At 46.8% G+C, this 11,860-nt stretch carries 9 protein-coding genes; 4 read left to right on the top strand and 5 right to left on the bottom strand.

Annotation, left to right across the window (positions count from 1 at the left end; all coding sequences use genetic code 11):
- Nucleotides 1-2,198, top strand: a 2,198-nt coding sequence (locus ABW391_RS18675) for a thioester reductase domain-containing protein (protein ID WP_353483426.1), incomplete at its 5' end; no start/stop codon positions are given.
- Between the two features lie 200 nt (nt 2,199-2,398).
- Here the strand turns inward: ABW391_RS18675 and ABW391_RS18670 are convergent.
- Entirely contained in the window at nt 2,399-3,727 is a 1,329-nt protein-coding gene (locus ABW391_RS18670) for a DEAD/DEAH box helicase (protein WP_353483425.1), read from the bottom strand.
- Nucleotides 3,728-3,818: 91 nt separating this feature from the next.
- On the opposite strand from ABW391_RS18670, the gene ABW391_RS18665 reads away from it, so the two are divergent.
- On the top strand, nt 3,819-6,158 hold the full coding sequence (locus ABW391_RS18665; protein ID WP_353483424.1) for a ChbG/HpnK family deacetylase: 2,340 nt from the start codon (nt 3,819-3,821) through the stop codon (nt 6,156-6,158).
- Nucleotides 6,159-6,178: 20 nt separating this feature from the next.
- Here the strand turns inward: ABW391_RS18665 and ABW391_RS18660 are convergent, their stop codons facing one another.
- Both ABW391_RS18660 and ABW391_RS18655 read right to left on the bottom strand, forming a co-directional pair.
- Nucleotides 6,179-7,417 carry a flavin-dependent oxidoreductase gene (locus ABW391_RS18660; RefSeq protein WP_353483423.1) on the bottom strand — a complete coding sequence of 413 codons (1,239 nt, stop codon included), beginning with the start codon at nt 7,415-7,417 and terminating at the stop codon, nt 6,179-6,181.
- A 6-nt stretch (nt 7,418-7,423) separates the two neighbouring features.
- On the bottom strand, nt 7,424-7,684 hold the full coding sequence (locus ABW391_RS18655) for an acyl-CoA dehydrogenase N-terminal domain-containing protein (RefSeq protein WP_353483422.1): 261 nt from the start codon (nt 7,682-7,684) through the stop codon (nt 7,424-7,426).
- Nucleotides 7,685-7,810: 126 nt separating this feature from the next.
- Here ABW391_RS18655 and ABW391_RS18650 point away from each other — a divergent pair, with 126 nt between their 5' ends.
- Nucleotides 7,811-8,260 (top strand): MarR family winged helix-turn-helix transcriptional regulator, encoded by a 450-nt coding sequence (locus ABW391_RS18650; protein WP_353483421.1) that lies wholly within the window; start codon nt 7,811-7,813, stop codon nt 8,258-8,260.
- 228 nt (nt 8,261-8,488) lie between these two features.
- The gene (locus ABW391_RS18645) at nt 8,489-8,971 is read left to right on the top strand and encodes a DUF2165 family protein (RefSeq protein ID WP_353483420.1); all 483 of its coding nucleotides are present in this window, start codon (nt 8,489-8,491) and stop codon (nt 8,969-8,971) included.
- 72 nt (nt 8,972-9,043) lie between these two features.
- Here ABW391_RS18645 and ABW391_RS18640 read toward each other — a convergent pair whose 3' ends face one another.
- On the bottom strand, nt 9,044-10,189 hold the full coding sequence (locus ABW391_RS18640) for an acyl-CoA dehydrogenase family protein (RefSeq protein WP_353483419.1): 1,146 nt from the start codon (nt 10,187-10,189) through the stop codon (nt 9,044-9,046).
- Nucleotides 10,190-10,357: 168 nt separating this feature from the next.
- Nucleotides 10,358-11,527: an alkaline phosphatase gene (locus ABW391_RS18635; protein ID WP_353483418.1), complete on the bottom strand. Its 1,170-nt coding sequence runs from the start codon at nt 11,525-11,527 to the stop codon at nt 10,358-10,360.
- Between the last annotated feature and the right edge of the window lie 333 nt (nt 11,528-11,860).

Below are 11,860 nucleotides of genomic sequence, written 5' to 3'. Positions count from 1 at the left end.
TGCCAGTATTGTCGGAACCAGATTCCGGTACCAACATCATGAACTGTGGTGCACCATTGGGCGACATCAGCGTGCGGATTGTAGATCCTCATACCCGCCACGCCCTCAAGGAAGGGCAAATTGGAGAGGTCTGGATTGCTGGAAAAAGCAAATGCCTGGGGTATTGGGACAAACCAGACATGACCAAAAAACTTTTCCAGGCGTCTATCGTTGGCGAAAACCAAAATGCCAACAATTACCTCCGCACTGGAGACATGGGATTCATGCATCATGATGAACTCTACATCTGTGGCCGGGCCAAAGACATGATCATCATTCGGGGACTCAATTATTACCCACAGGATATTGAAAAAATTGTTGAACAAACCGCTACGCCCCATGTGCGCCATGGATTTTCAGCTGCCTTCGACATATTTGAAGGAGAAGAAAAACTTGTGGTGATAGTTGGGGTCAAAAATCCTAAGTCACTTCCAGATCCGCTGCCCATTATCAATGCCATTCGCAAAGGCTTGAACGTGCAAACGCACACCATAGCCTTTGTTTCCGCCAGAGAAATACCCAAAACCAGTTCGGGTAAGATCATGCGCCACAAAGCCAAAGAACTCTGGGAGGCAGGCCAATTTAACGTACTCCAGCAGTTTTCTGGCGCAGCCGCGGTGGAGCATTTGCACGAAGAATGTTCCGGCCCCGTTTCACCATTGGATGACCTCAAACAAAAATACGGTTTCAAAGGTGACGAAACCTATACCCTGGGTAAGGCTGGCCTTGAATCGATTGACCTGGCTGTACTGATGAGCGACATCAAGGATTTGCTCAAGGAGAAAGGTGCCGACGCGCTGTCCAAGCAGATTGACTTGCGTTTGATCCAGGAAATTTCCATTTCGGAATTGTTCGACCTCGTTGGGCAATTTGAATCCGCTTCGGCCATCGCCATTTTGCGTTTGAAAAAAATGATCGACAGGCTGCAAAAAGAGCACACCGTACTGGAGCAAAAAATCATGCTCAGCGATGTGCACCTGACTTTTGATCCGCCAGCACCCGTATATCCAGCTCAACACCATGCGACCCACGTACTGCTTACTGGTGGAACGGGCTTCTTTGGGCCGTTTATTTTGAAAAGCATTCTGGAGCAAACCGAGCAAACGGTGTATGTACTGATTCGTGCTTCCAGTGAGGAGCAAGGGATGGATCGCTTGTTGGCTGCAATGGAATCTGTAGAGCCAATGACCGATGAATTGGAGGCACTGTTCAAAGAACGGGTTATTCCGGTATGTGGTGATTTGGGACAAATGCAACTTGGACTAAGTCGGGAAAAATGGGATTTTCTTGCCACCAAAGTCCAGGAAATTTACCACAACGGCGCTACCGTCAACTACCTGTTCAACTACGACCGGATGCGCAATGTCAACGTAGTGGGTACCAACGAGATTCTGAAGCTTGCTTTTGACGGCCAGCCCAAGGTTTTCAACCACATCTCCACCACCTTTATCTTTGGATGGGCGGTAAAAGATGTATTGTATGAAACCGATTCTAACGACAACATCAACCTGCTCGATTTTGGTTACAGTCAAACCAAGTGGGTGTCTGAGCAAATTGTCAAGGATGCGATGAGCCGTGGACTCAAAGGTCGGATTTTCCGCCCTGCGTTGATTACGCCTTCGATCAACGGTGGTGGCCATAATTTTGACATCTCCATCCGCCTGATTGCCTTTATGATCAATTATGGCATTGGCGTAGATGCACAGAATCAGGTCAGTTTTTCACCAGCAGACCGAGCTGCTTCCAACATTGTGGCCGCTTCCAATATGCCGGATACCATCAACAAAACTTTTCACGTCACCCGCGATGTGTATTCCAACATGCGCGATATCACCGACATCATCACGGAACTGACCGGGACGAAGTTTGAAATCTACAAGTTGAAAGATTTTGTACCCGTGATCATCGAGCGTTGTACCAAGGAAGACCTGCTTTTTCCGCTGCTCGACTTTTTGGTCAGATCGGTTGAAAACATTTCAGCGATGGAATTCAAGCTTTACGACAGCAGCAACTTCCAGGCTGCCCGTAATGCCTCTGCCAACGGTTGGCAAGATCCTACTTTAAAAGAGACGGTACGTGGAATCCTGTTGTTTCTGCAAAAGAACGAGATCATCAATGTCGAGTTCTTGCCACAGGAGGAAAGTGTAAGTTATTCCTAAGGGGCGATAAAAAAATGGGCGATCATCAAGGTCGCCCATTTTCTTTTCAACAAGTCTATTCTATTTCATCGGTGTCTTAGGGGCAATAAAAAAATAAGTGTTCATTTTGCCAGAGGATTAGATCAGTAAACGGTTCATTTCAAGTGTCTTGTCTAATCCTCTGGCTCAAGAAAAATGAACACTTATTTTTGCCCCACTACTTAGTTCCGTTTCCGGTTTTCATACGACTTTCCGTACTTCTTCTTCATTTCCGCCACATGGTCTCTTTTTACATTGACCTTTTTGTTCTTTTCTGATTTCTCATGAAAAGAAGCGCCAATGTTTTTGCCGATGGTGGTTTTGACCGAAATGATTTTCATGTGGTCTCTTGGTACCTCTTCAGGCAATAAGCGTTCCTCAATCTCTAATTCTACCGGAGTTTCTACCTGTGGCACTTCAAAGTTCATCAGCTTTTCGATGAAGGCCAGGTTCTCCTTTTCTTTTTCAGACACGAATGAAATAGAGATGCCTTTTTTATCCACCCGTCCGGTACGGCCAATGCGGTGAATGTAGCCTTCAGCGGTACTGGGCATGTCAAAATTGAGCACGTGGGTGACCTCGGCTACGTCCAATCCACGGGCAATGATGTCCGTCGCGATCAAAACCCGGCTTTCCCCTTTTTGAAAGGCGTTGACCGCTGCAAAACGGAAAGGTTGGGATTTGTTGGAGTGGATGACCTGGATTTTTCGCCCCATGCTTTTTTCTAATTCATTAAAAATCAGATCTGCCAGGTGTTTGGTGGACGCAAAAACCAGGACTTTGCTCATCTCTGGATGGTTTTCCAGCAACATTTTGAGCAAATTCAGTTTGGTGTAAAAATTGGGAACGGAGTAGTAGCTCTGTTCGATGTTGGCCAAGGGCGTACCAACTGGCGTTGCTTCAATTCGAACGAGGTCGTAAAAATATTCATCCATCAATACTTCAACATCTTCATTCAAAGTTGCTGAAAACAGGAGGTTTTGCCGCCGCTCTGGGATAGATTCAAAGATCACTTTGAGTTGGGCACGAAAACCCAGATTCAGCATTTCATCAAATTCGTCAATCACCAATTTCTTGATGCCCTTGGTCTTTAATGAGCCGGTCGATATCAAATCCATCAAGCGTCCGGGAGTACCCACCAATACATCTGCCCCTTCCATCACCTGTGCTGCCTGGGGCTTGAGGTTGACTCCGCCAAAGACCCCGACCACAGTTAGACTCAGGTAAGTACTCAGTTTTTCGACCGATTCTACGACTTGCATTACCAATTCACGGGTGGGTACGATGATCAACAATTGGGGCGTTTTTTTCTTATTGAACTCGTACTGCCGCAAACAGGGCAACAAATAAGCATAAGTTTTTCCTGTACCCGTTTGGGCAATTCCACATACATTCTTTCCCGACATAACCACCGAAAAAACCTTTTCCTGGATGGGGGTTGGAGTAGTAAGTCCAAGATCCTGAAGAGCGTTCAAGAGTGGTTTATTCAGATTTAAGTCGCTAAAATTCATACCCGTGCTGATAATTTAGCCGCAAAGGTACGCTTAAAGGCTTATTCTTGCTACATTTGTTTAGCATCTAATCGCAATACATCCTTTCACCATGAGAGCAACCGTCCTTCTCCTCTTTCTGAGCATCAGCTTGCTTGCCCAAAAATCAATCACCCTTCCCCGCAGTACCCCCGAAGCGGAAGGTGTTTCTTCACAAGGGATTCTCAACTTTTTGGAAGCTGCTTCCAACGGCAAGCACGAGTTTCACAGCATTATGGTGTTGCGGCACGGCAAGGTCATCGCTGAAGGCTGGTGGAATCCCTACCGCAATGACTTGAAGCACACCATGTATTCGGTCAGCAAAAGTTTTACCGCCACCGCAGTGGGTTTTGCGGTAGTCGAAAAGAAATTGAGCGTTGAGGACAAGGTCACTGCCTTTTTTCCAGATGATTTGCCCGTAAACATCAGCAAAGGCCTGGCAGAATTGCGCATCAAAGACCTCTTGAGCATGAGTGTGGGGCACAATACCGATCCGACTGGAGTGGTAGTAAGCGAATCCAACTGGGTTGAAGCGTTTTTGCAAATTCCCATCCCACATCAACCGGGTACCAAATTTGTGTACAACTCGGTGGCTACCTTTATGTTATCGGCCATTGTGCAGAAAGTAACGGGTCAAAAAATCGTCGATTACCTCAAGCCTCGTTTGTTTGACCCACTGGGCATCCAGGGCATCGACTGGGAAGTCAACCCTCAGGGCATCAATGTAGGGGGCTGGGGATTGCGGCTCAAAACTGAAGACATGGCCAAATTTGGCCAATTGTTTTTGCAAAAAGGCTTGTGGCAGGGCAAACAAATTTTGCCAACAACTTGGGTAGATGAAGCCACTTCTATGAAAATCATGCAAGACCCCAATGCGCCCCGGGCAAAAAAAGATTCAAGTGACTGGTTACAAGGGTATTGCTATCAGATGTGGCGGAGTAGAAACAATTCTTACCGGGGCGATGGAGCCAATGGTCAATTCATCATCGTGCTGCCTGAGCAAGATGCTGTCATCATCACCACTGCCGAAGCTCCCGATATGCAGGGGGAGTTCAACCTGATTTGGAAACACCTGTTGCCCGCTTTTCAGCCCCAAAAACTGCCCGCCAATCCCAAATTACAGGCGGAACTGAAAGCCAAAATCGCCAGTTTGGCGCTACCGCTGCCGCCCAAAAATTCTGCTTCGGTGCTGCAAGCCAGCCTTGCAGACAAGACCTTTGGGATCTACACCAAAGACAAAAGTTTCAAAAGCGTTAATGTTGCCTTCAAGGACGAGGTCTGTCTCTTGACCTTGAATACGGATTCGATTGCTCACCAAATTCGTTTTGGCAATGGCAAATGGGAGATGAGTACAACGAGCAAATTAGGCCCTTACCTGGTTGCTGGAGCACAGTCGAACCGGGTAGGGATTGGCCCGTACAAAGTAGCGGGCAGCTACTCCTGGAAAGACCAAACCACCTTGGAGTTGACCCTGCGGTACATCGAGAGCCCACACACCGAGACCATCTTGTGCAAATTTGACGGCGATTACGTTTCCCTAGACTTCATCAACATCTTCAATCGCTACTCCAAACGCACCCCGAGCAAAGGGGTGATTGCGCCCAAGCTCGGCAATGCTCCACGTTTGATCATTCGGGGCGACGACATGGGCTTTGCCCATTCTGGCAACGAGGCCCTGATCAAGTCCTATCAGGAAGGCATTGAAACCTCGATAGAAGTCATCGTTCCTTCACCCTGGTTTCCTGAAGCAGTCAAAATGCTGGAGCAAAACAAAGGCATAGACGTGGGACTCCATTTTGCCATCACCAGTGAGTGGGACAATGTCAAGTGGCGGCCATTGACCGATTGCCCCAGCTTGCGCAATCCAGATGGGTATTTTTACCAAATGCTTTACCCAAATGCCTATTATCCCAAGCAGGCGGTGATGGACAATGCCTGGAAAATTGAAGACGTCGAAAAAGAAATGCGGGCACAATTGGAAATGGCCCTGAAATACATTCCTCGCCTGAGCCACGTTTCTGGCCACATGAACAGCCTCGCTTTTGCCCCCGAAGTAAAAGCACTGGCGCGTAAAATTGCCGCCGAATACAAACTGCCGATGGTGGATGTGGAATCCGCCACAGAATTTCAAATCAATTACACCGGTTTTGATTTCAAGAACAAAACCACCGAGGAAAGAATCAATGGATTCATTGCCATGCTGGATAAACTGGAAATTGGAAAAACCTACGTCTACGTGGAGCATCCCGGCCTCGACAATGCAGAATTGCGCGCCATTTCGCACATCGGCTACGAAGATGTAGCCCAGGGCCGCCAGGATGTAACCACCATACTCACCAGCGAAAAAGTCAAGGAAGCCATTGTGCGGAAGGGGATCAGGCTGGTCAGTTATGCGGAGGTACTCAAAAAATAAATAATTGCGGTTCAGTACTACTATATTTTTTCGTTCAAGGTTTTGATGTCAAAACCTGCAACTCGTTTGTAATTTTCCATAATGCCTTCCAGTTCGGCATGAGGAATCTCTTCAGGTGTAAAGCCTTGGGGAAAGCGCTCTTCCATCAAATCCATGATGAAGTCTGGCCCTTTTTGGCGATTTTGCAAGACTACTTTTGCCGTGGCAGGTACCCGCTCGGCATCGTAGCGCATCAAGGCAGCTTGCCAATCGTGTTCTTCAATAAAGGCCCAGGCCAGGGCATCGGCGTCAAGAATGGCTTCAGACGCACCGTTGGAACCAATGGGGTACATGGGGTGAGCTGCGTCACCGAGCAGGGTTACCCGGCCATAAGACCAGCGAGGTAGGGGATCTCGATCCGACATGGGGAATTCGTAAATGCTTTCGGCGCCAGCAATCATGGCCGGTACATCCAGCCAATCAAAATTCCAGGACTTGTAAAGCTCCAGCAAGCGTTTTTTGTCGGCCTGGCGGTTCCAGTCCTGAGTGGTCAACTGTTCCTGATCGGTTTCTTTAAGATTGCCCACCCAATGGACCAACTGATAGCCATCTTTGGTCAATTGATTCTGGATGGGGTACACCACCATTTTTTGGCGCAGACTTCCGATCATCACCATTGAAGTACCATCCAAAAATGGTTTCATCAGCGTGGTGCCTCGGTACAATACATTCCCAGAATACTTTACGCCTCCTTCTTTTGGGTACAACAGTTGTCGAACTACCGAGTTGATTCCATCTGCACCGATCAGAATGTCTGCTTTTACACGGGCTTGCACCTCTCCAGTTTCCCGATTGATGAAAGTGGCGGTCACACCACCGACGTCTTCGGTAAAAGACTGAAGGTGGTGTTGGGTTTTGATGCTGTCGAAGCCAATGTTGTGCATGACTTCTTCCATCAGAATCATTTGTAGGGTGCCCCAGTGTATTGAAAATTGTGGCCATTTGTAGCCCGCAAAACGCCCACGGGGTTCTTTCCAGAATACTTGACCAAATTTGTTGGCATAAACCAGATCACTGGTTGCAATGGCACTTTCGGCAATTTTATCATCCAGGCCGAGATTCGTCAGGATGCGCATGGAGTGGGGGAGGAGGTTGATGCCCACACCCAGTGGCTTGATTTCTTTCACGGACTCAAAAATTTCTACTTCATGTCCGGCTTCGTGAAGACAAAGGGCAGCGGTCAACCCGCCAATCCCTGCTCCAGCTATGATTATCTTCATCGATGGTTAAATTAGAGACTTTGTTGCTCCGTCAAGGTTGCCTTGCGCAGCTATCGTGAAATGTGGACTCGTTACTTCCTGGAATTTCCGCATGGCCTGATTGATCGCAATGAAACCCATTTTAGCGCCAAAGGTTTTGACAACTGGAGTAAATAGCTTCAGCAAATCATTGGCCTTGAAATATTCGTATTGAATCAGCTCTGCTACCTGCAATACCTCAAATAATAGGAAGTCGAGGTTGCGGCGCGAGAAGGTTTGATCGGCCATTGTTCTTGCGATTGAAAAGGTTTCAGCACTAATAAGGAAACCTTATAGCTCGACAAAATTAAAAATGCTTTCTATACCTTGCATCACCACTAGCGTTTTTTCTATTTTTGTAGCACAAACAAAAGTATGCCCGCAAGAACGATCTACTTGATCAAACGATTGGAAACAGAGGTTACGTCCCAAATGATCAAAATTTTGGGTGCTTACGACATTACCCCCAGCCAATATATCGTGTTGAATTTTGTGGGAGACAATGAGACCGACTTGTCTTCAGCCCAGTTGTCCCGTCGGTTTTTAATGACTCCCCAATCGATGAACGAAGTGGTGTCCTCCCTGGAGCGAAAAACCTTGCTGGAAAGAAAAACCGATCCCAAGCACAAGCGAATCCTGCGCATCAGTTTGACCGAAAATGGCAAAGCAGCACTGCAAGTTTGCAATGCTGCCATGGATGAATTTGAGGCCAAACTTTTGTCTGGCCTCAAACCCAAAGAAGTGGATGCTTTCCGGACTATAACTGGAAAAATCCTCGATAATTTTAAAAAACAGGAAGCCCAAACAATTCAAGATACGGTTTAAAAATAAAGTAAATCACCTTAGGGGCGATAAAAAAATAAGTGATCATTTTGCCAGAGAATTAGATAAGTAAACGTTTCATTTCAAGTGTCTTATCTAATCCTCTGGCTCAGGAAAAATGATCACTTATTTTTGCCCCACTACTTATGCAGTGATGCCCCTCTTTACTTACATTGATAAGCGCTATGCACAGCACTGCTTAATGTGAGTCATCTCCTAAAAACAAAAAATATGACCATTCGCTTCGTCAAGATCTGCTTCAGCGCTATTGTTGGTCTCTTTCTCGGGTTGATTTTTTTCAACAACGTGACTGACTACGGCTCCAATTTTGAATTTGTGGAGAAAGTCACGGGCATGGGCGACACTTTTGCCTTTCAAGCCAACAAGTGGCGCAGCATCAACAGCAATACCCTGCATCATTTTTTTTACATCGGCATCATTTTGCTGGAAGGTACGATCGCTACTTTTTGTTTGTGGGGGGCCTACCAAATGGCCACGAAAGTCAAAGCGGAGAATGGTGAATTCCAACTGGCCAAATCCAAAACAACCATTGGTTTGTCCCTTGGCATCTTACTCTGGTTTTTTGTTTTTGGGGCTATTGCCGGAGAGTGGTTTTTGATGTGGCAATCTGAAACCTGGAATGCCCAGGATACGGCTTACTTTTTGACGGGAATTTTTTTGTTGTTTTTGATTTTTCACACCCAGAAGGAGTGAAAATTAACCCTATATTTAACCGCAGAGCAACGGATACTCTGCGGTTAAAGTGCGTAATGTTAGTTATGCTATTTATCTCCCCTTCAAGATCTCTCTCGAAATCACCAGTTTCTGGATTTCGCTCGTTCCTTCTCCGATGGTGCACAACTTGGCATCGCGGTAGAATTTTTCCACTGGAAAATCCTTGATGTAGCCATAGCCCCCATGAATCTGGATGGCGTCGGTAGAGATTTCTACGGCAGCCTCCGAGGCAAAATATTTGGCCATAGCTGAGAGTTTGGTCACATTTTGACCTTCATCTTTGAGTGCTCCAGCTTTGCGCACCAACAACTCTGAAGCTTCAATTTTGGTGGCCATATCGGCCAGTTTGAAGCTGATCGCCTGGAAATTGGAGATGGCCTGACCAAACTGTTGGCGTTCTTTGGAATATTTAACCGAAGCGAGATAAGCGCCTTTGGCGATACCCAAGGATAAAGCAGCGATAGAGATGCGGCCTCCATCCAGAATTTTCATCGACTGGATGAATCCTTCCCCTTCTTCGCCGATCATTTGGCTTTTGTGCACCCGGCAACTGTCAAAAATCATTTCTGCCGTTTCGGACGCGCGCATGCCCAGTTTGTTTTCCTTCTTTCCTGCATGAAAGCCTGGAGTACCTTGTTCGATGATGAACGCGGACATGCCGTGACTATCGAGCAATTCGCCAGTACGGACAATCAATACGGCGACGTCGCCAGAAGCCCCGTGAGTGATGAAGTTTTTGCTGCCATTGATGACGTAGTAATCGCCATCGCGCTCCGCAACACATTTCATGCGGCCAGCATCACTGCCGGTATTGGGTTCGGTAAGCCCCCATGCGCCAATCCATTCGCCAGAAGCCAGTTTGGGCAAATAGTGGTGCTTTTGTTCCTCGTTGGCAAATGAAAGAATGTGGTTGGTGCACAGTGAGTTGTGAGCTGCTACCGACAAGCCGATTGAACCACACACCTGGGAAATTTCTTCAATTACGGTAATGTATTCCTGGTAGCCCAGCCCGGCGCCACCATAATGCTCAGGTACCAAAACGCCCATGAAGCCATAGTGTCCCATCCGATGGAACAGTTCTGTCGGAAAATGGGACACCTCATCCCATTCCATTACATGAGGCCGAATGTAGGATTCCGCAAAATCTCGTGCGCTTTCCTTGATTAATTGTAGGTTTTCCAAAATCTCAACATTCATAAGACTATATTTTGAACCATTTGCTTGTTGATGCCCGGTAAGATGGCGCGCAAGCAGAGATAGTTGTTTTTTTAGCCTATTATAATAAAACAGTTTTTGATTTGTTCAGTTTACGAGGCAAAAAAATCCACAAGATTTTTTTTGTCCAAATCCGAAGTTGTGCCAACTTCACTTGCGGTCATTGGTACTTCCGTTGGTGGTTTGAGGCTTGTGTTCAGGAAAACCAAGTGCATTGCGCATTTTCGTGTTGATGCTGGTGTTTTCAAAAATGCCTGAAAACTGCTTGGACATTGGACCGTAGGCAAAAACAGGGATGATGGTGGCGGTGTGGTTGATGGTGGTAAAAGCCGTTTCGATCTTGTTCATTTTGGAACCAGGGTTGAGGGCCATGCCACCACATTCGTGATCTGCGGTAACGATGACGAGGGTATTGCCGCGCTCGCGGGCAAAATTGAGTGCTTCACCGATTGCCCGGTCAAAATCCAGGGCTTCCTTGATGGCCAGTTTGCCATCGTTGGCATGGCAGGCCCAGTCGATTTGAGAGCCTTCAATCATGATGAAAAAGCCTTTGTCTTTGCTGCGTTTTTCCAAAAATTCTAACCCTTTTTTGGTGGCATAGGGCAAATAATCACGGCCAGCTGCCACGTTGAGTGGGTGCTTATCGGCAGTGAGGTACAAGAAATTGCTGCTGGGATCCCATTGCATTTCGGTCATTTCCTCCTGGGAATAATCGCTCACTTTGTACCCCTTTTGTTGAAATTCCGTGTAGAGGTTGCGGTTGTCATTCTCGCGACGGTCGAAGTATTTTTTGCCACCCCCGATCAATAAGTCAATGGGCGTTTTGAGCATGTCTACGGCGATTTCCTCATACTGTTCCCTTGAAACCACGTGGGCAATAAATGCTGCCGGGGTAGCATGTACGATTGTAGAAGTGGCAATCAAACCAGTGGCCATGCCATTTTCTTCGGCTTCTTCCAGGATGGTTTTCAGGGGAAGGGTATCCTTGTCCACCCCGATTGCCCCGTTGAAAGTTTTGATGCCACAGGCAAAAGCGGTGGCTCCTGCTGCTGAATCCGTGACCAGATCGTCGTAGGAATAGGATTTGTGAAAACCCAGCACGGGCATTTGCTCCAGGTTGAGCCGGTTGTTGTTGCTGAACATGGCCGCGCTGATCTGTGATAAGCCCATTCCATCGCCGATCATTAAAATTACGTTTTTGGGTCGGTCATTGGAGCTCGTTTCCACTGGCTTTGAACTGCTACAGCCCCAAATGAAGAAACAGATGCCGTACAGCAGCATAATTTTACCCGGAAGTTGTCGCAGCAATCTTTTCAACATCTTATTTCTGGTTGTATTTGGAAAAAATAAGCAATAAAGTCGGTTAGCACACTGCTTTTAGCAAGTTAAATGGAGAGCAAAGATAAAAAAATGCAGGCATATTGGCTAATCTAAAGGGTTTATCTTAAACTTGCATTGGCAAATCAGCAATTAGGGCAAAATTATTTTTTGTACTGCTGAATAAATAATGACCTGCACGCTGAACAAGTACCCAGTCTAGCCTTGTTGAAGCATCTGACAAAACAGTGTATGGAATCAAAAAACACTTTACCAGAACACCAGCTCATGCAAATGGTCAAGGATTGTGACCGTGCCGTAATTCCTATTCTCTAT

Source organism: Haliscomenobacter sp. (assembly GCF_040403615.1).
In the GTDB taxonomy this organism is placed as follows: Bacteria; Bacteroidota; Bacteroidia; order Chitinophagales; family Saprospiraceae; genus Haliscomenobacter.
The sequence above is the reverse complement of the archived record's forward strand: the minus strand, read 5'-3'. Positions and strand labels throughout refer to the sequence as shown.

Coding starts and splice junctions, on each gene's coding strand:
- ABW391_RS18655 (WP_353483422.1), bottom strand. CDS start 7,684: ATGGCCGATCAAACCTTCTCGCGCCGCAACCTCGACTTCCTATTATTT.
- ABW391_RS18670 (WP_353483425.1), bottom strand. CDS start 3,727: ATGAATTTTAGCGACTTAAATCTGAATAAACCACTCTTGAACGCTCTT.
- ABW391_RS18635 (WP_353483418.1), bottom strand. CDS start 11,527: ATGTTGAAAAGATTGCTGCGACAACTTCCGGGTAAAATTATGCTGCTG.
- ABW391_RS18660 (WP_353483423.1), bottom strand. CDS start 7,417: ATGAAGATAATCATAGCTGGAGCAGGGATTGGCGGGTTGACCGCTGCC.
- ABW391_RS18645 (WP_353483420.1), top strand. CDS start 8,489: ATGACCATTCGCTTCGTCAAGATCTGCTTCAGCGCTATTGTTGGTCTC.
- ABW391_RS18665 (WP_353483424.1), top strand. CDS start 3,819: ATGAGAGCAACCGTCCTTCTCCTCTTTCTGAGCATCAGCTTGCTTGCC.
- ABW391_RS18640 (WP_353483419.1), bottom strand. CDS start 10,189: ATGAATGTTGAGATTTTGGAAAACCTACAATTAATCAAGGAAAGCGCA.
- ABW391_RS18650 (WP_353483421.1), top strand. CDS start 7,811: ATGCCCGCAAGAACGATCTACTTGATCAAACGATTGGAAACAGAGGTT.